We start from the raw sequence: 18,894 nt of genomic DNA on the forward strand, positions 1-18,894 counted from the left end.
TTCTACAGCAGCCTCTGTTGCTGTCAAGCGGTTATTTTAAGATGTTTTCAAAGTTTCCTTTGTAACATCAACCACTTGCGCTTTCGATCTCTCGTTAGCGGGAGGCGAATTCTACAGCGTTACACGCTGCTGTCAACACCTCATTTCCTGCTTCGATGAATTGAAGCTTGCATCGTCAAAATCATCCAACTCATTGATATTCAAGGAGTTTTCCGTTTCGACTGCGCCGGAAGTGGTGCGAATTATAGGCCGCTAGAATTCTGAGTCAAGGGTTAATTTGAATTAAGTGGCCACTACTGGTTTCTTCTTATATAGACGAGGGATCCGACGCATCACCGGCGGGATCCGCAGCAGTAAAAGGCATGCACCTATAAAGGCATAGATCGACCACTCTTTCAGGTCAGCACGCACAATCCACAGCATATGCAAAAGACCCAACCCCACAACCACGTATACCAGGCGATGCAACTTCTTCCAGCTCGCCCCCATTCGCCTTTGACTGTAACGATTGGAGGTCACCGCCAGCGCCAACAAACATAGAGCGCCCAAGCTGCCGACAATAATGTAGGGCCGCTTGCTCAGCTCAACCCCCAACTGGGACCAGTCAAGCCCAAGCACAAAGAACAAGTAGGCGCACAGGTGCAGCATCACGTAGGCAAAACACCACAACCCGATCTGGCGGCGGACCGCAATCCACCCCGGCCAGCCCGTCAGCTTTTGCAGGGGCGTCATGCATAACGTCACCAGCAACAAGACCAGTGTCCCAAGCCCCAGCCGATCAACCAACACCTTTCCGGGATCCGGCCCCAAGGCAAAGCTCCATGCCTCATAGAGCCAGTACAAAGGCCAGACTGCCGCCGCTATAAATACACCGAGACGCCACAGTGGAAACTTCATCAGTAATTCTTCCGCAGATCCAGGCCTGTATATAGAGAGGCGACTTCATCGGCATAGCCATTGAACATCTGCGTATCCCGCACATTAGGACTAAACAAGCTGCTCGGTAGGCGCCGCTCACGCGCTTGCGTCCAGCGAGGGTGATCGACTTGCGGGTTCACATTGGCATAGAAGCCGTATTCATTAGCCGCAATACTCTGCCAAGTGGTTTTCGGCTGCTCCTCAACCAGGCTGATTCGCACAATCGACTTCACACTCTTGAAGCCATACTTCCACGGGACAACCAAACGAAGAGGCGCGCCATTCTGATTAGGCAACTCGCGGCCATACATCCCCACCGCCAATATGGCCAACGGATTCATCGCCTCATCCAGACGCAAGCCTTCTACATAGGGCCAATCAATCAACGCAAAGTCAGAGCGCTGGCCTGGCATGACTTTCGGGTCCTTCAAGGTTTCAAAGCGTATGTATTTAGCTTTCGATGTGGGCTCAACCTGCTTAAGCAACGCTGACAAGGGGAACCCCATCCAGGGAATGACCATTGACCACGCTTCTACACAGCGCAACCGATAGATGCGTTCCTCCAACTGGTAGGGCTTCATAAAGTCCTCAAGGGCATAACGCCCAGGCTTACCCACCTCGCCATCCACGACCACCGTCCATGGCTCGGTTTTCAAAGCGCCGGCGTATTGCGCCGGATCGCCTTTGTCAGTACCAAACTCATAGAAATTGTTGTAGTGCGTGGCGTCTTTGAAAGGCGTAATGGCCTCCCCTTTGACTGTCACTGCCTGCCACTGGGTCTGCGGGAGTTTTTCAGCAAACCAGCCCGGCGCCTTGCCCGGATCAACATCTGCGTAACGCGAAGCATCAGTGGCATTCGCCCAACGCGGCAGTGCGCTCACGGCTAATCCTGCAAGCGAGCTGCCCAACAATGCGCGGCGAGATAAATAGAAGGACTCAGGGGTGACGTCCGACTCTTTGCAGTCGGACGCTTTAGGCAGCTTGATGAGCATGACAACTCCGTAGTATTGGAGGGCTGATGGACCAATAGACTACGGAGTTTGGGGGAAATTACATCACTCGCCGGTTTTGTTACGGCGCAGATGCAATAAATATTGAATCGGGCCCGAAGCGGCATACACCAGGAAAGCCAGCAGCAGAATACGCGGCGGATCGCTGAACACCACAGCGAACACCAGCACCACCGCCAGGATCGCCACAAATGGCACGCGCCCTTTCAAATCCAGCTGCTTGAAGCTGTTGTACTTGATGTTGCTGACCATCAGCATGCCCGCCGCAGCCACCAACAAGGCCACCAGGAAGGACATTTTCGATCCCTGGATCCCGTAATCGCTGAACGCCCAAACAATACCGGCCACAACACCCGCCGCAGCCGGGCTGGCCAGACCGATGAAATAACGCTTGTCTGCTGTACCGACCTGCGTATTGAAGCGAGCCAGACGCAACGCCGCGCCTGCTACATAAATGAAGGCCACCATCCAGCCGACCTTGCCCATGTCGCCCAGCGCCCAACCAAACGCCAGCAGCGCTGGCGCCACGCCAAAAGCAACCATGTCAGACAAGGAATCATACTCGGCGCCAAAGGCACTTTCAGTATGAGTCATACGGGCAACCCGGCCATCAAGGCCGTCCAGCACCATGGCGACAAAAATCGCGATGGCGGCAAATGCAAAATACTTGCTTGCGCCCGCAGCATCACCAGCGCTCATTGCGCTTTGCGCACTCATTGAGCTGATGATGGAGTAGAAACCGGCAAACAGGTTTGCCGTTGTAAAAAGATTGGGCAGCAGATAGATACCACGATGCCGGACCTTACGGCCTTCAGCGTCATGCCCTTCTTCGACATGCTCATCGATAGGCAGCAGGCTATCGGCGTCAGAAGCCTGTTTTGGCTCTTCGGGACGTTCGCTCATGGACATTACCTTGCAACGATATGGAAAGTTTCAATAGAAGCTTGCAGACCAACTGTCACCCGCAAACGTTCCTGCTTTATACCAGAAGCTGCCGCTTAAACGAAAAAACGCGGCCATGGCCGCGTTTTTTCAAGATCGTACTGACTTAGTTTTTAGCTTTGTCGACGATTTTGTTAGCACCGATCCAAGGCATCATCGAGCGCAGTTGCTCGCCGATCACTTCGATACCGTGTGCAGCGTTGTTACGACGCTTGGCAGTCATCGAAGGGTAGCCAGTAGCGCCTTCGCTGATGAACATCTTCGCGTATTCACCGTCTTGAATGCGCTTCAGAGCGTTACGCATTGCTTGACGGGATTCAGCGTTGATCACTTCTGGGCCGGTCACGTACTCGCCGTATTCAGCGTTGTTGGAGATCGAGTAGTTCATGTTGGCGATACCGCCTTCGTACATGAGGTCAACGATCAACTTCAGCTCGTGCAAGCACTCGAAGTAAGCCATTTCTGGCGCGTAGCCTGCTTCAACCAGTGTTTCGAAGCCAGCTTTAACCAGTTCAACAGTACCGCCACACAGAACAGCTTGTTCGCCGAACAAGTCAGTTTCGGTTTCGTCTTTGAATGTGGTTTCGATGATACCGGTACGACCACCGCCCACGCCCGAAGCGTAAGACAGTGCAACGTTTTTGGCGTTGCCCGACGCGTCCTGGTAGATCGCGATCAGGTCAGGAATACCGCCGCCACGAACGAATTCGGAACGTACAGTGTGGCCCGGCGCTTTTGGCGCGATCATGATGACGTCGAGGTCAGCACGCGGAACAACCTGGTTGTAGTGAATCGCGAAACCGTGGGAGAAGGCCAGGGTAGCGCCCTTCTTGATGTTCGGCTCGATTTCGTTCTTGTACAGAGACGACTGGAACTCGTCCGGAGTCAGAATCATGACCAGGTCAGCAGCGGCAACAGCGCTGGCAACGTCAGTTACTTTCAGACCGTGAGCTTCAGCTTTGGCGACAGTGGCCGAACCTTTGCGCAGACCAACAGTAACGTCTACACCGGAGTCTTTCAGGTTGCACGCTTGAGCGTGACCTTGGGAGCCGTAACCGATAATGGCTACTTTTTTGCCCTGGATGATCGAAAGGTCGCAGTCTTTGTCGTAATAAACTTTCATGATTTTCCTTTATGTATCCAGGCCATTCAGGCCGTTAGCACTTGTAAGTTTTAGATGCTGAGTACTTTGTCGCCACGGGCAATACCCGTCACGCCACTGCGAACTGTTTCCAGGATCGAGGCGGTACCAATCGACTGGATAAAACTGTCGAGCTTATCGCTGGTGCCCGTCAACTGTACGGTATAAACGCTGCTACTGACGTCGACAATTTGCCCACGAAATATGTCTGTAGTGCGTTTGATTTCTGCCCGCTGGGCACCGGTTGCCTTGACTTTGACCAGCATCAGCTCACGCTCGATGTGAGCGCTCTCTGACAGATCCACCAGCTTGACCACTTCGATCAGCTTGTTCAGGTTCTTGGTGATTTGCTCAATCACTTCATCGTGACCTACCGTGGTCAGCGTCAGACGCGACAAGGTCGGGTCTTCTGTTGGAGCCACCGTCAGGCTTTCGATGTTGTAGTTACGTTGCGAGAAAAGCCCAACAACGCGAGACAGAGCACCGGGTTCGTTTTCAAGAAGCAAAGAAATAATGTGCCGCATGATTAAGTACGCTCCGTCTTGCTCAGCCACATGTCGCGCATGGAGCCATCTTTGATCTGCATCGGGTAAACGTGCTCACTGGTATCCACCTGAATATCCAGGAATACCAGGCGATCTTTCATGGCAAAGGCTTCTTCCATTTTCGGCTTCAGGTCTTTGAGATCGGTAATCCGAATACCCACATGCCCATACGCCTCAGCCAGCTTGACGAAGTCAGGCAGCGATTCCATATAAGAGTGCGAGTGACGGCTGCCATAGTTCATGTCTTGCCACTGACGAACCATCCCCAGAACACCGTTGTTCAAGCTGATGATTTTGACCGGCAGACCGTACTGCAAGCACGTCGACAACTCCTGAATGTTCATCTGGATGCTGCCCTCGCCTGTTACACACGCGACGTCATCATCTGGAAAACTCAGTTTCACACCCATTGCCGCCGGGAAACCGAAACCCATCGTGCCCAGACCGCCAGAGTTGATCCAGCGATTAGGCTTGTTGAAGCGATAGTACTGAGCCGCAAACATCTGGTGCTGGCCCACGTCGGACGTGACATACGCATCGCCCTTGGTCACTTCGCAGAGCATCTCGATCACAGCTTGTGGCTTGATCTTGCTGCCGTCGCCCTTGTCGTAAGGGAACAATCCGCGATCGCCGCGCCACTCATCAATCTGCTTCCACCAGGTGGCAACCGCTTCAGGGTTTGGCTTCTCGCCAATGTCCTTGAGGATCGCAACCATTTCGGTCAACACGCTGTCGACCGGGCCGACAATTGGCACGTCTGCCTTGATGGTTTTAGAGATGGACGCCGGGTCGATATCAACATGGATGATCTTGGCGTTAGGGCAGAACTTGGAAGCACCGTTGATAACACGGTCATCAAAGCGCGCACCCACCGCCAGAATCACGTCCGCGTTGTGCATGGTCATGTTGGCGGTAAAGCTGCCATGCATGCCGAGCATGCCAATGAACTGACGGTCTGTGCCAGGGTAGGCACCCAAGCCCATCAGCGTATTGGTCACGGGGACGTTGAGCATTTTCGCCAGTTCGGTCAACGGTGCAGCACCGCCACCCAAAATAACGCCGCCACCTGCGTAAAGAACCGGACGCTTGGCCGCCAAGAGCATTTCTACTGCTTTGCGGATTTGCCCCGAGTGCCCACGTACAGCCGGGCTGTAAGAACGCAGTTTGGCTTTTTTAGGGAAAACGTATTCGAACTTTTCAGCCGGGTTGGTCATGTCTTTCGGGATATCGACCACGACCGGACCAGGACGACCGGATTGCGCGAGGTAGAACGCCTTTTTCATGACTTCCGGGATTTCCGACGCGTGCTTGATCATGAAGCTGTGCTTCACGATAGGACGCGAGATACCGATCATGTCGGTTTCCTGGAAGGCATCGGTCCCGACCATAGTGCTAGGCACCTGGCCAGAAATGATCACCATCGGAATGGAGTCCATGTAGGCAGTAGCAATACCGGTTATAGCGTTGGTAGCACCCGGCCCGGAAGTCACCAGTACCACACCGGCTTTACCGGTGGCACGGGCGTAACCGTCAGCCATATGGGTAGCAGCTTGTTCGTGACGAACCAGGATGTGGGTAACTTCCGGTTCTTTGAACAGTGCGTCGTAGACATGCAGGAGAGCACCACCAGGGTACCCGTAGATATAGTTGACACCTTCGTCGCGCAAAAAGCGGACGAGCATCTCACCGCCAGATAAAAGCTCCACGTTGTTCACCTCTAAAACGCCAGAATTCCGCTCACAAAATACGAACGGGTCTTAATAGGTTTACTTCTCAGCAGAGCATGAGCGACGGTGGTCGCCGACTACGTCAGCACTGACTGAGCAAGTATTGGGAGCGCCCCAAATATTGCGGGGTTTTCCCACCCAGCGCGAGGTAACGCGTTGCGGGTGTAACAGGTCGGCGCGGGTATGCGCCTCATGATCTGCTGAGAGGGTCTGCTTCTGGCAGTCCCTGTACAGCGGTGTCTGGATTCTTGTGTTTCAGCCCTTCCAAGTCAAGCAATAATTGCGCTTTTTTCCAACTAAGCGCATGAGAACGTAGAAGAAAGGAGCTTGAGAAGGGATAAAACTCGCCTAGATGGCGCAAAGCGGTAGAAATATGCGCAAGACTGCCGGAAAAACCGGCAGCCAGGCAATTAACCAGCGTCAGTGATCAGTTGGTCGAACTTTTTCAGCTCAGCCCGCAATCCAAGGCTCTCTTGAGGGCGCTCGGCATACACCATCTCGGCCATCTCCAGAATGCCCGAGACCTTGGGCAGAGGAAGATCCTGTTCAAGGATCTGCTTCATCCGCACCAGGAAAATCCATTGCAGCCACTGGTGAAAGTCCAGCGTGTCGACCGAAAAAGGCTCAACACTGCTCAGCGCTTCAACACTGGGAGATACGTCGTCCCACCAGCCCTGCACACGCAATTCACGTTCAATCAGCAATAATTGGTCGGCAATCGCCGCAAAACGAGCATCCATCAGAAACTTACCTGGCTTTTTGACGGGCCAATGCAGCGCCAGCCGCATCACCTTGTTTATCACGCGCTTGAGCAATCAAGCCCCACAAGCTCGCCTGCAAGTCAGGACGACCGCTCGCAAAGGTCAAACCACGGCGGGCAAACTGCTCAGCCTGAGCCGCATCCCCTTGCGCCATACGCACCTCTGCCAGACGGTACAGCACCTGCGGTTCGCGTGGCGCCACGCGCTGCGCCCGCTCAAGGCTCGACGAGGCGCCATTGAGGTCGCCACTCGCCTGCTGTTGTTGAGCAGTCGTCAGCAACGCCAACACCGGCCCATCCAGCTGTTCATCTGCTGCCAAGCCGCCACTGCTGGACGGAATGCCACTCGGCGTAATCGGTGCCGGCGCGGTGTAAGTCGTTGTCGGCGCATAGCTGCCGGTGCTGATCGGTGCCGCCGGGCCGGGGGTAATCGGCCCCGGCGTGATCGGCTGGGTCTGAATCGGCGTCGAAACCGCCGCTCCACCACCCGGCACCATCACCACCACACCTGAATCCTGAGGGATTGCCTGAGTCTGAGCAGCACGCGGCGCAGTGGCCTGTGGATAATTACGGGTCGTACGCTGCGCCGAAACACGTTCGCTGTTCGACACCCGAACACCGGAGTCGACAACAGGGATAGAGCCCTGCGGTACGCTCGCGCAACCATTGAGCAAAGCCAGGGCTGAAACAGCCGGAATCCACCACTTGTTCACGTCACACCCTCTTTGCTTAATTCAACCAGCCCTTGACCCAATCCATCACCGCTTCACCTGTCGCGGGTGCTTGCGCACCACAACCGGCTCCAGCAGGCGGTTCACTGCCGCGAATATACGGCATCTGCACAGCGCCCGGGCAGCTCGCATCAGACCCTTGCCCGGTATGCGGATCAATCCAGGCTTTAACAATGTTGTCTGGCTGCGGCATATCCAGCGGCAACGGATCGGCTTTACTCATAAAACTGGTCCACACCTGCAAGGCGCCGCTCGCACCGGTAAACGGAGTTTTACCGTTGTCATCACGCCCCAGCCACACCACCGCCAGCAGATCCTGGCTGAAGCCTGCGAACCAGCTATCACGCGAGTCGTTACTGGTACCGGTTTTACCCGCCAGCGTGAGGCTTTTCGGCAATACGTTATAGACCGAACGCCCGGTCCCTTCGCGCATCACATGCTGCATCGCCGTCTGGATCAAGTAGATAGAGGCCGGATCAAAGCGCTGCTGGATCTGGAACGGGTAACGTTTCAGCGGCTCGCCTTCAGCCGTCAGCACACTGCGAATGCCGCGCATCGGTGTATTAAAGCCGCCATTGGCCAGCGTCTGATAAATCGTTGCCACTTCCATCGGGCTCAGCGCACCAGCGCCCAGCAACATGGACGGGAAGGCCGGGAATTCACGCTCAACCCCCAACCGCGCCAGCGTCTTGAGCACGTTAGGCACGCCGACCTGCTGCCCGAGCCGCACAGTCCCGAGGTTGAAAGAGTTCATCATCGACTGATAAAGGAAGATCGTGCCGTGAGAGCGACGGTCATAGTTCTGCGGCGTCCAGACCTGGCCATCTGCCCCTTTGATCGATATCGGCTCATCCGACAACCAACTGGTCAGCGTGAACTGGCTTGGTCGCTCAAGTGCGGTCAAATACACCGCAGGCTTGACCAGCGAACCAATCGGGCGCACCGCATCCAGCGCACGGTTAAAGCCTGCATAGCCCGGCAGACGACTGCCAATCAACGCCTGAACCTCACCGGTTTCAGGGTTGGTAACCACCATCGCCGCTTCAACTTCGTCTGCGCCTTTGCGTCCAGCCAGACGCTTGAAGGTGTCACCCACGGCCGCTTCAGACTTCATCTGCAAGATCGGGTCAAAACTGGTGAAGATCCGCAGCCCCTCTTCGGTCAAGTCTTCGTCGCGGTAGTCTTCACGCAATTGACGTTTAACCAGATCCAGGAAGCCCGGGAATGAGCTGTCTGCAAGGCTGCCTCGCTTGGTCACGCCCAGCGGCATCTTTTTAGCCGCAGCGACTTGCTCGGCCGTCGCCACGCCCTGCTGCTCCAGCAAGTCGAGCACCAGGTTACGCCGCTCAAGCGCACGTTCAGGGTAACGACGCGGGTTATACGCCGACGGCCCTTTAACCATGCCCACCAGCAACGCCACCTGATGCAGCTTGAGCTCGGACAACGGCTGGCTGAAGAAGAACTGGCTGGCCAGACCAAATCCGTGCACCGCACGCTGGCCGTCTTGCCCCACAAACACTTCGTTGAGGTAAGCCTCAAGGATCTCGCGCTTGTCGTAATGCATTTCAAGCAGCAGCGCCATCATCGCTTCGGTCAGCTTGCGGCTGAGGCTGCGCTCGTTGGTCAGGAAGAAGTTCTTGACCAATTGTTGAGTCAACGTACTGCCGCCCTGGCGCATTTGCCCGGACGAGGTGTTGACCCACAGGGCACGGACGATCGACTTGGGCGACACGCCGAAGTGATGATAAAAATCGCGGTCTTCTACCGTTACCAGCGTATCGAGCAGGTACGGCGGTACTTGATCAATGTTGATCAGAATCCGGTCTTCGAGGTTTTTCGGATAAAGGCCGCCAATCAGCAACGGCTCAAGCCGCACCACGGGCAACTTGGCGCCGTTGGTCGAGGTCAGCTCCGACACATAATCGCCAGAAAAACGTACTCGTACCGGCTGCGCCTTTTCGGCACCTTCATAAAACTGGAAACCACGGGTATTCAAGTCAACCGTGTTGCCATTCACCGAGGCTGCACCGGGGCCATTGGCCACACTTTCGCGGCGATAGCCGAGTGCATCGAGTTCAGTCAAAAAGTCGTTCTTGCTGAGTTTCTGGCCGACGAACAGCTCCAGCGGCCGGGCATACACCTTGGCCGGGATAGTCCAGCGCTTGCCAGAGAACTTCTCCTGCACGATGGCATCGAGGTAAACAGCAAAACCTGCCAGCACCACCAGGCCGACGAGGCTGAGCTTTAGGGCCCAACCCAGCCAGGGCCGAAGGCCACCAGAAGGACGTTTGGAACGGGAGCGAGGGGATCGAGTTCGAGTCATGGCGCGGGATTATACGCACTTTGCTCATGTTCATCATGCGCGTCCGGCGGTTTGCACGACCGCTCTCAACAGCCATAATGGCGCATTGAATTTTCCCGCCTTTAGAAGGACCGATCGTGAGCCAGAACCTGATTGCCGCGCTACAAAATCCGAGCTTGTACCCGCATGAAGTCGACGGGTTTCAGGTTATCGAGACCCATATTTCCTGGGTTATCCTCACCGGCCCTTACGCCTACAAGATCAAAAAACCGGTTAACTTCGGCTTTCTTGATTTCACCGAACTCAGTGGCCGCGAATTCTTCTGTAATGAAGAACTGCGCCTCAACCAGCGCCTGACCGAAGGCCTGTACCTGGACGTACTGCCGATCACCGGCAGCGCCGACGCGCCTCAACTCGGCGGCGAAGGCCCGGCTATCGAGTACGTGCTGAAAATGCGCCAATTCCCGCAAAGCCAGCTGCTGAGCACGCTGCAGGCCAATGGCGAACTGACTGCTGCGCATATCGACGAAATGGCGCAGCAAATTGCCCATTTCCACACACATGCCCCGCATGTCCCGCTGGAACATCACCAAGGCACCCCTGAAGCCGTCATGGAGCCGGTGCGTCAGAACTTCGAACAGATCCGCCCTTTCCTGTCCGACAAAGCAGACCTGCTGCAGCTCGATGCCCTTCAAGCCTGGGCCGAAGCCAGCTTCACCCGCCTCCAGCCGCTGCTAGAGCAACGCAAGGCCCAAGGGTTTATCCGCGAATGCCACGGTGACATCCACTTGGGCAACGCCACCATGATCGACGGCAAAGTGGTGATTTTCGACTGCATCGAATTCAACGAGCCGTTCCGTTTTACCGATGTGTACGCCGACACCGCCTTTCTGGCCATGGACCTTGAAGATCGCGGCCTGAAGTGCCTGGCGCGCCGCTTTGTCAGCCAGTACCTGGAGTTGACCGGCGACTACCAAGGGCTTGAGCTGCTGAACTTCTACAAAGCCTATCGGGCCCTGGTGCGTGCCAAAGTCAGCCTGTTCAGCATGCCGGCAGAAGCCAGTGCAGTGCAGCGCGCAGCCACCCTGCGCCAGTACCGCAACTACGCCAACCTGGCCGAAAGCTACAGCACCATCCCTTCACGCTTCCTGACTATTACCCACGGCGTTTCAGCCGTCGGCAAAAGTTCTGTTGCGATGCGTTTGGTTGAGTCTCTGGGCGCCATTCGTTTGCGCTCCGATGTCGTTCGCAAGCAATTGTTTGGCGAGCAAACCGGCGACAACACCGTTGGCCATGGCATTTATAGCGCTGACGCCAGTGCCGCGACCTACGACAAACTGCATGAACTGGCCGACATCGTGCTGCGCGCGGGCTTCCCGGTGGTCATTGATGCCACCTACCTCAAACGCGAACAACGCGACGCTGCCGCCAAAGTCGCCGAAGCCACGGGCGTGCCGTGCCTGATCCTCGACTGCACCGCACCAGACGCCGTCATCGAAGGCTGGCTGGCTCATCGCAATAACCTAGGCAACGACCCGTCTGACGCGACCATGGACGTTGTGCGAGCGCAACAAGCCAGCCGGGAGCCACTCGGGGCAGATGAAGTCCTGCGCAGCAAGCCGGTTGAAACCAACAACAGCAAAAGCCTGGACACCCTGATCAGCGACATTCGCCAACGCCTGCCAGGGCTGTAAGTGCTTGCCAGTGCTGCGAAACTGCAAGGGTTTCGCGGCACGCCAATAGTGGCACTATAATATTGATGTACATCCATCAGGAGACGCCCCATGAGCCGCCCTGCCTTGCTTGAATCGGCGCTCTACACGTTACTGCATGAAGACAACATCAGCGGGTTTAACCAACAGCGTCCATCCGGACACATTGATATGCGTGGCGGCGACTTTCGCGGGCTGGATTTGCGCGAGCTAAATGCCGACAGCGTGGACTTCACCGACGCCTACTTTCGCTCTGCCGACCTGCGCGGCCTGGACTTGCGTAACGCCTGCATCGAAGGCGCCAGCCTGGCCCATGCGCAAATTTCAGGGGCGTACTTTCCGGTCGAACTGACTGCAGATGAAATCCTGATGTCGGTCAACTTCGGCACACGCTTGCGCTATCGCACCAAATAAAACAAATACGACATTCGCCCCAACGCCTATCCGGCGTTGGCGACTGTTGCCTGTAATTTGAGGCAAGCGCTCTGGCTCGGGCCTTTGCATCAACCCCTGTCCCAGCCCTAACGCCATCTCCTGCCCTTTTTGCGTCTGCTTGTTCCAAAAACGACTAACGGACGGCGGCTTTCTTATCAGCCGCTACACTTCAACACACCTGTCTTGACTCATAAGCGCTGAGCTCACGCCGTCGCAAGGAGAGCTGATGCAAGATGAACTCCAGCATCTAAAAAACCTTGGGAAAACCTCGGCGCAATGGTTACACGCTGTCGGAATCCACAGCGCTTCGGATTTAAGGCGCCGCGGGGCTGTCGAGGCTTACCGGGCCGTCAAAGCCAGGGGCTTCAGGGCGTCCAAAGTGCTGCTCTATGCCATTGAAGGCGCGCTGCTGGACGTTCACTGGAACGACATCCCCCCACAAAGAAAGGCGTTTTTGAATGAGCAAGTGGAGGATTTGTTCAAGCTGAAAAAAGGCTAGCCCACACCGTTTATCGGTGGCGCAAAAAAAGCTGAAAAACAGTTGTTGACATGAAAATGAGAATTGTTATTATTACGCCATCTGGTCGCGAGGCCAGTCGATCTTCTGGAAGGCCCTTGGTTCGGACTCTCAGAAAATCTCCTCATCAGGCTAATCACGGTTATTTGACCCGGCTCTTGCCGGGTCTTTTTTTGCCTGAAAAACACCCGATCAGCGTATGCCCCCTCCTGTAGGAGCTGCCGAAGGCTGCGATCTTTTGACTTTCAAGATCAAAAAATCGCAGCCTTCGGCAGCTCCTACTCGGCGATATCTCGCAGCCTTCTTGAGTTGTCAGCGCGCAATAATTACCGGGTGCCCTAATTCAGGGTGCGGCTGCACCAACACATCCAGCCCGAATACGTCTTTGAGCGACTGCGGCTGCAACACCACTTGCGGGCTGTCCAAGGCGCGCGGGTAGCCGTCTTCCAGCAAGAGCAAGCGATCGCAGTAACGCGCGGCGAGGTTCAGGTCATGCAGGATGATCAACACCGCAGCGCCACGATCAGCAAAGGCACGAATGGCTTTTAAGGTTGTGTGCTGATGCAAAGGGTCCAGCATCGAGGTCGGTTCATCGAGCAGCAACGTCTGCCCATTTTGCCCCGGCCACAACTGCGCCAGCACCCGCGCAAGGTGAACCCGCTGTCGCTCGCCACCGGACAACGCCAGGTAACTGCGCCCCGCCAAATGCCCGACATCAGCCGCCTCCAGCGCCGCGCAGATGATCTCAGCATCCCGCACGGTGCCGGTCTGATGGGGCAAACGACCCATCCCGACCACCTCTTCAACACGAAAGGCAAAATCGAGGGTCGATGTTTGTGGCAATACGGCAAGACGTTGCGCCCGCTCGGCGCCCTTCCACTGGCTCAAGGCATCCTGATCCAGAAAGACTTGTCCCTCAGTCGGCGCCAACTCACCGCACAACGCCGCCAGCAAGGTGCTTTTACCGGCACCATTGGGCCCCAGAACACCCAGCACTTCACCCGGCCGCACCTCAAGGGTAATGTCATTCAGCACGCTTTTGGGGCCGCGACGAATCTGCAGGTTTTCTGTACGCAGCATCAGTGGCGGCCTCGCAACAACAGGTAAAGGAAGAACGGTGCGCCCAAAAATGCGGTCACGATACCAATCGGCATTTCCGCAGGCGCCAAGGCCAAGCGCGCAATCAGGTCGGCAAACAGCAGCAAAGCAGCGCCTGCCAGTATCGACGCAGGTAACAACACCCGATGATCCGGCCCGGCCAGCAGTCGCACCAAATGCGGCACCACCAAACCGACGAAGCCGATCATGCCCGCCGCTGCCACGGCCGCGCCCACGCCCAGCGCGGTACAGAACACCAACTCGCGCTTGAGCCCTTCTACATTGATGCCCAGGTGATTGGCTTCGGACTCGCCCAGCAACAAGGCGTTTAGCGCGCTGGCCCGGCGTGGCAACCACAGGGATACCGCCACGGTCACAAAAAGCAGAGGCCACAAACGGGCATAACTGGCGCCGTTCAAGCTGCCCAGGTTCCAGAACGTCAGGGTGCGCAACGTCGCGTCATCGGCCAAATACGTGAACAAGCCCACCGTCGAGCCTGCCAGCGCCGTGAGCGCGATACCCGCCAGCAGCATCACTGCCACGCTGGTTTGCCCATTGCGCCGGCCAAGCCGGTAAACCAACGCCGTCACCCCCAACCCGCCGAGAAACGCACAGATCGACAGTAAATAAGGGCCAAACGCGTCAGGCAAACCGCCAAAGGCCGAACCGCCGACAATCGCTATCGCCGCACCCAGGGATGCACCACTGGACACCCCCACCAAGCCGGGGTCAGCCAGAGGGTTACGGAATAGCCCCTGCATGGCCACACCGGATAACGCCAGCACACCGCCCACCGCCAAACCGAGCAACGTGCGGGGCAAGCGAATCTGCCCCAGGATCAACTCGGCCTGTTCCAGCCCGTCGCCATTAATCGGCACGCCGATCAAGCGCAAGGCCGCACGCAAGGTATCGAGCAACGGCAAACTCACCGGCCCCAACGCCAACGACAACCAGATGGCTATCAGACACAGCGCACTCAGCCCGATAAACAAAGGGCGAGGCTGAACCAATGTCCTCATGGGTGGGCCGGAGCCGCTGGGTAAAATTCAGCCGTCAGTTGCTTCAAGCTGTCCGGCAAACGCGGGCCCAAGCCGCCTACCAGTAGCGTTGGGTCGAGCTCATAAATTCGCCCGTCTTTGGCCGCTTTGAGCGAGGCCAGAATCGGGTTTTCCTTCATGAGCGCTTTGCGCGCCTCATCACCTGTCAGGCTACGGTCTGCAAACACCAGCACGTCAGGGTTCAAACCTGCCAGCGCTTCCACGGAAAAGGTTTTATAGCCCGTGTGCGTGGCCAAGTTGTGACCACCCGCTTGAGTCAGCAACCAGTCTGCCGCCGTGTCCTTGCCCGCAACCAGTGGTTTACCGCCCGCATGCCCCAACAGCAGCAGCACACCCGGCGATTGGTGATGGGCTTGTGCCTGTTTGACCTGCTGCTGCAACGCTTCCAGTTGCTGTTGATACGCCTTGAACACCTGCGCCGCTTTAGCCTCATCCCCCAGCAGGCGCCCCAAGTGCGCGAGAGTGCCCTCAAGGGTGGGCAGGTCAGCTTCGGCCGAGAACATTTCAACCGGCACACCGGCGTTACGAATCTGCGCCAGCACCGGCGGTGGCCCCATTTCCTCGGTGCCGATCAAGACATCCGGCTTGAGGCTCAAAATCCCCTCAGCAGACAGCTGCCGCTGATACCCGATGCTGGGCAGCGACTTAAGTGATTCAGGATGTTGGCTGGTGGTATCGACCCCAACCAATTTAGACTCCGCGCCTAAAGCACTGACCCACTCCGAAAGCGCGCCCCCGGCACTGACCCAGCGTTGGGGCAACTCGTCAGCCAGGCTGACATGACTGATCATAAAGCCTGCACAAAGCATTATCAGGCGGGTACTCAGGCGCATACGGGGGCGTTCCTTGATAAGTGGGCTCAACGGAGCAACGGCAGTGCCGCCAGTCAAAACAGCACATCACAGAGCAGCCCGCCATTTGATAATTGTTTGCATTTGCACGTCAACCTCTTAACACGTGCCATCACGCGTATCGATTCATACATCAGGGTAGGTTAAGGATTGTAATGAAATATGTGTGCCCCTCAGCGTCGCTGACAGAAGGCGCCAGCCTGGGCTTTGAACAGCACGGTATCCGCCTGTTTGTCGTGCGCCGGGCCGGTCAGGTCTACGCCTATAAAAATCGCTGCCCGCACCGTGGTGTGCCGCTGGAATGGCAACCCAACCAATTCCTCGACCCGAGCGCCAGCCTGATCCAGTGCGCGACCCATGCTGCGTTGTTTTTGATTGAAAGCGGGGAATGCGTGGCCGGGCCTTGCGCCGGGCAATTCTTGACCGCCCTTGGCTGCCATGAAGACAACCAAGGGATCTGGCTGACACACGATGAGTCAGAGGATGACGTCTAACCGGCGGTCAACCACCACCGCGTCAGACGTCAGGCTGACACCATAGGCCAGTACCTGCACACCTGCCGCCACCGCTTCACGCAAAGCCGCCGCGTAGCCCGGATCGATTTCTTGCGCCGGGCGTACCGCGTCGATCCCGGTCAGGTTGACGCAATACAATTGCACCGCCCGCACGCCTTCACGGGCCAGGCTGGCCAGCTCGCGCAAATGCTTGGCGCCGCGTTGGGTAACCGCATCCGGAAACGCCGCCACACGGGTGTCGTCAAAACCCAACGTGACACTTTTGACTTCGACAAAGGCAAAGCCCCCCGGGTACTCCAGGCGGAAATCAATCCGGCTGTTTTCCTGCCCGTAAGCCACCTCACGCTTGAGCGCGGTAAAGCCATTTAGCTCGGTGATCACCCCGGCCAACAGCGCTTCTTCGACCAAACGATTGGCACGCCCGGTGTTCACACACGCCAAACGGCCTTGCGGGGTTTCGCTGATCTCCCACGTACCCGGCAATTTGCGCTTGGGGTCATTGGAGCGGCTGAACCAGACTTGCCCGCCTTCGACCATGCAATTGAGCATCGAACCGGTATTGGGGCAGTGAATGGTGAGCAGCTCGCCGGTGACGGTTTCGATGTCGGCCAAAAAACGTTTGTAACGCTTGAGCAGGCGCCCTTCTTCTAAGGCTGGAGAGAACTGCATCAGTTTTTCCAGCTCTGCAGGCCACGGGCAATTCGCTCAACCGCTTCCTGTAGGCGCGGCAAACTCTGGGTGTAGGCAAAGCGTACGTGATGCCCGGCCTGATGACGCCCAAAATCCAGACCCGGAGTGAAGGCAACGTGCTCGGTTTCGAGGAAGTGACGGCAAAAAGCGAAGGCATCATCGCCGAACGCGCTGATATCGGCGTACAAATAAAACGCACCTTCAGGCTCCACGGCAATGCCGAATCCCAATGCTCGCAACGCGGGCAGTAGATAGTCACGACGGCGTCCAAACTCGGCGCGACGCTCTTCCAAAATGGCCAGCGTTTGCGGTTCAAAACACGCCAGCGCGGCATATTGCGCCATGCTCGGAGCGCTGATGTAGAGGTTCTGCGCGAGCTTTTCCAGGTCTGCGACGGCCTCAGGTGGCGCCACCAGCCAGCCCAGACGCCAGCCGGTCATACCGAAATACTTGGAGAAACTGTTGAGCACAAAAGCGCTGTCATCCACCTCAAGCACACTGGCGGCCTCACAGCCGTAGGTCAGGCCGTGATAGATCTCATCCACCACCAAATGTCCGCCACGCGCCTTGACCGCGGCCGACAAGGCCGCCAGCTCTTCACGGCTCAAGAGGGTTCCGGTCGGGTTCGCCGGGGACGCGACCAGCGCGCCCACACTGTCTTGATCCCAGTGGCGTTCAACCAGGTCGGCCGTCAACTGGTAACGAACATCAGGGCCGACCGGTACCAACTGTGCGGCCCCTTCAACCAAGCGTAAGAAATGCCGGTTACAGGGGTAGCCCGGATCTGCAAGCAACCAGTGTTTTCCCGGATCAACCAGCAGGCTGCTGGCTAAAAGCAAAGCACCAGAGCCACCTGGGGTGATCAGAATGCGCGAAGGGTCGATGTTCAAGCCGTAACGCTGTTGATAAAACCCGGAAATTGCTTCGCGCAACTCAGGCAAGCCGCGTGCTGCGGTGTAACGGGTTTTACCCGCGGCCAGGGCGGCCTGGCCCGCCGCGATAATCGGCTCAGCCGTGGTGAAATCGGGCTCGCCAATCTCCAGGTGAATTACATCGTGCCCCGCCGCCTGCAACTCGTTGGCACGCGCCAACAACGCCATGACGTGGAATGGTTCGATCGCGCGGCTGCGCGCACTGTAAGACTGAGCCATGAGCCTGCCTTCCTGGGTAAGCAAAAGTCCGATTCTACCCAAGCACTGTCACAAGGGAGAGCGAAATAGAGTCTTAGACTGCCCGTGCGTAGAACCAAACGGCGCAAGCCCCGGTCATAGCTCGGCTAAAATATTAATTTGCCACTAATCTTAAGTACGACAGGCTTTGTACACGATCGCTGACAACAGGCTAGACAACCGGGAGTAGCGCGGCCCGAATTGATCTGGTAAGTTCGCCCGCTTGCAGCCGCAGGGCCGGCAGGTGTCGGTGATGTTGCAATCCTGCGCAATGGATTAGAAGAACAGAGGCGGTCCATTTCATGCCCACACAAGCACAGCAACAGAATACTCAATCGCTTAGCGGCTTCGAGCCCTACGTTGAAAAGCCGGGTGAAGAGTACATGGGCGAGCCTATGCGCAAGCACTTCACCAAGATTCTGCAAAAGTGGAAACAGGACTTGATGCAGGAAGTCGACCGCACCGTTGATCATATGAAAGACGAAGCGGCCAACTTTCCTGACCCAGCTGATCGCGCCAGCCAGGAAGAAGAATTCAGCCTGGAACTGCGAGCCCGCGACCGCGAGCGCAAACTCATCAAGAAAATCGACAAGACCCTGCAACTGATCGAAGACGAAGAGTACGGTTGGTGCGAGTCTTGCGGCGTCGAAATCGGTATTCGCCGACTCGAAGCCCGCCCGACGGCGGACATGTGCGTAGACTGCAAAACCTTGGCTGAAATCAAGGAAAAACAAGTCGGCAAGTAATCGCCGGCCTGACCCAATGGGGCGTGC

At 56.8% G+C, this 18,894-nt stretch carries 19 protein-coding genes; 5 read left to right on the plus strand and 14 right to left on the minus strand.

The features are described from left to right. Window positions 1-282 precede the first annotated feature (282 nt). The 9 genes from msrQ to mrcB form a co-directional block, all read right to left on the minus strand. A complete protein-coding gene (gene msrQ, locus QMX84_RS07555; protein WP_282363518.1) occupies window positions 283-897 on the minus strand; it encodes a protein-methionine-sulfoxide reductase heme-binding subunit MsrQ in 615 nt (204 codons plus the stop codon). Next, window positions 897-1,910, minus strand: a complete 1,014-nt coding sequence (msrP, locus tag QMX84_RS07560; protein WP_282363519.1) for a protein-methionine-sulfoxide reductase catalytic subunit MsrP — start codon at window positions 1,908-1,910, stop codon at window positions 897-899. The genes msrQ and msrP overlap by 1 nt, the downstream gene beginning before the upstream one ends. Before the next feature lie 63 nt (window positions 1,911-1,973). Then, window positions 1,974-2,831, minus strand: coding sequence for a CDP-diacylglycerol--serine O-phosphatidyltransferase (pssA, locus tag QMX84_RS07565; protein ID WP_048373337.1), 858 nt, complete (start codon window positions 2,829-2,831; stop codon window positions 1,974-1,976). A gap of 145 nt (window positions 2,832-2,976) precedes the next feature. Continuing rightward, on the minus strand, window positions 2,977-3,993 hold the full coding sequence (ilvC, locus tag QMX84_RS07570) for a ketol-acid reductoisomerase (protein ID WP_048373335.1): 1,017 nt from the start codon (window positions 3,991-3,993) through the stop codon (window positions 2,977-2,979). 50 nt (window positions 3,994-4,043) lie between these two features. Then, window positions 4,044-4,535: an acetolactate synthase small subunit gene (ilvN, locus tag QMX84_RS07575; RefSeq protein ID WP_048373333.1), complete on the minus strand. Its 492-nt coding sequence runs from the start codon at window positions 4,533-4,535 to the stop codon at window positions 4,044-4,046. 2 nt (window positions 4,536-4,537) lie between these two features. Continuing rightward, window positions 4,538-6,262 carry an acetolactate synthase 3 large subunit gene (locus QMX84_RS07580; RefSeq protein WP_262123756.1) on the minus strand — a complete coding sequence of 575 codons (1,725 nt, stop codon included), beginning with the start codon at window positions 6,260-6,262 and terminating at the stop codon, window positions 4,538-4,540. A gap of 431 nt (window positions 6,263-6,693) precedes the next feature. Then, window positions 6,694-7,023 (minus strand): YqcC family protein, encoded by a 330-nt coding sequence (locus QMX84_RS07585; protein WP_153333968.1) that lies wholly within the window; start codon window positions 7,021-7,023, stop codon window positions 6,694-6,696. A 7-nt stretch (window positions 7,024-7,030) separates the two neighbouring features. Beyond that, window positions 7,031-7,756: a tetratricopeptide repeat protein gene (locus QMX84_RS07590; protein ID WP_048373329.1), complete on the minus strand. Its 726-nt coding sequence runs from the start codon at window positions 7,754-7,756 to the stop codon at window positions 7,031-7,033. Between the two features lie 16 nt (window positions 7,757-7,772). Next, window positions 7,773-10,097 carry a penicillin-binding protein 1B gene (mrcB, locus tag QMX84_RS07595; RefSeq protein WP_282363520.1) on the minus strand — a complete coding sequence of 775 codons (2,325 nt, stop codon included), beginning with the start codon at window positions 10,095-10,097 and terminating at the stop codon, window positions 7,773-7,775. Between the two features lie 116 nt (window positions 10,098-10,213). On the opposite strand from mrcB, the gene QMX84_RS07600 reads away from it, so the two are divergent. The 3 genes from QMX84_RS07600 (at window position 10,214) to QMX84_RS07610 (ending at window position 12,722) form a co-directional block, all read left to right on the plus strand. Then, window positions 10,214-11,770, plus strand: coding sequence for a bifunctional aminoglycoside phosphotransferase/ATP-binding protein (locus QMX84_RS07600; protein ID WP_262123754.1), 1,557 nt, complete (start codon window positions 10,214-10,216; stop codon window positions 11,768-11,770). 90 nt (window positions 11,771-11,860) lie between these two features. Continuing rightward, on the plus strand, window positions 11,861-12,202 hold the full coding sequence (locus tag QMX84_RS07605; RefSeq protein ID WP_262123753.1) for a pentapeptide repeat-containing protein: 342 nt from the start codon (window positions 11,861-11,863) through the stop codon (window positions 12,200-12,202). Between the two features lie 247 nt (window positions 12,203-12,449). Then, on the plus strand, window positions 12,450-12,722 hold the full coding sequence (locus QMX84_RS07610; RefSeq protein WP_048391524.1) for a TfoX/Sxy family protein: 273 nt from the start codon (window positions 12,450-12,452) through the stop codon (window positions 12,720-12,722). A 330-nt stretch (window positions 12,723-13,052) separates the two neighbouring features. Here QMX84_RS07610 and QMX84_RS07615 read toward each other — a convergent pair whose 3' ends face one another. Genes QMX84_RS07615 through QMX84_RS07625 form a run of 3 tightly spaced genes read right to left on the minus strand, consistent with a single transcriptional unit; the run spans window position 13,053 to window position 15,729 of the window. After that, window positions 13,053-13,820 carry a heme ABC transporter ATP-binding protein gene (locus QMX84_RS07615; protein WP_262123752.1) on the minus strand — a complete coding sequence of 256 codons (768 nt, stop codon included), beginning with the start codon at window positions 13,818-13,820 and terminating at the stop codon, window positions 13,053-13,055. Then, window positions 13,820-14,803, minus strand: coding sequence for an iron ABC transporter permease (locus QMX84_RS07620; protein WP_262123759.1), 984 nt, complete (start codon window positions 14,801-14,803; stop codon window positions 13,820-13,822). Before QMX84_RS07620 ends, QMX84_RS07615 begins: the two co-directional genes overlap by 1 nt. Before the next feature lie 50 nt (window positions 14,804-14,853). Beyond that, window positions 14,854-15,729, minus strand: a complete 876-nt coding sequence (locus QMX84_RS07625; RefSeq protein WP_262123751.1) for a helical backbone metal receptor — start codon at window positions 15,727-15,729, stop codon at window positions 14,854-14,856. Between the two features lie 173 nt (window positions 15,730-15,902). Here QMX84_RS07625 and QMX84_RS07630 point away from each other — a divergent pair, with 173 nt between their 5' ends. Next, entirely contained in the window at window positions 15,903-16,241 is a 339-nt protein-coding gene (locus QMX84_RS07630; protein ID WP_048385631.1) for a Rieske 2Fe-2S domain-containing protein, read from the plus strand. Here the strand turns inward: QMX84_RS07630 and sfsA are convergent. Together sfsA and QMX84_RS07640 are read right to left on the minus strand one after the other, a co-directional pair. After that, window positions 16,224-16,931 (minus strand): DNA/RNA nuclease SfsA, encoded by a 708-nt coding sequence (gene sfsA / locus QMX84_RS07635; RefSeq protein WP_262123750.1) that lies wholly within the window; start codon window positions 16,929-16,931, stop codon window positions 16,224-16,226. The genes QMX84_RS07630 and sfsA overlap by 18 nt on opposite strands. Continuing rightward, window positions 16,931-18,103, minus strand: a complete 1,173-nt coding sequence (locus QMX84_RS07640; protein ID WP_123751737.1) for a pyridoxal phosphate-dependent aminotransferase — start codon at window positions 18,101-18,103, stop codon at window positions 16,931-16,933. Before QMX84_RS07640 ends, sfsA begins: the two co-directional genes overlap by 1 nt. Before the next feature lie 320 nt (window positions 18,104-18,423). Between QMX84_RS07640 and dksA the strand changes: the two genes are divergently transcribed. Next, entirely contained in the window at window positions 18,424-18,867 is a 444-nt protein-coding gene (gene dksA / locus QMX84_RS07645) for an RNA polymerase-binding protein DksA (RefSeq protein ID WP_048373305.1), read from the plus strand. Window positions 18,868-18,894: the final 27 nt, after the last annotated feature.

The sequence above is a fragment of the Pseudomonas sp. PS01297 genome, from assembly GCF_029959305.1.
In the GTDB taxonomy this organism is placed as follows: domain Bacteria; phylum Pseudomonadota; class Gammaproteobacteria; order Pseudomonadales; family Pseudomonadaceae; genus Aquipseudomonas; species Aquipseudomonas helleri.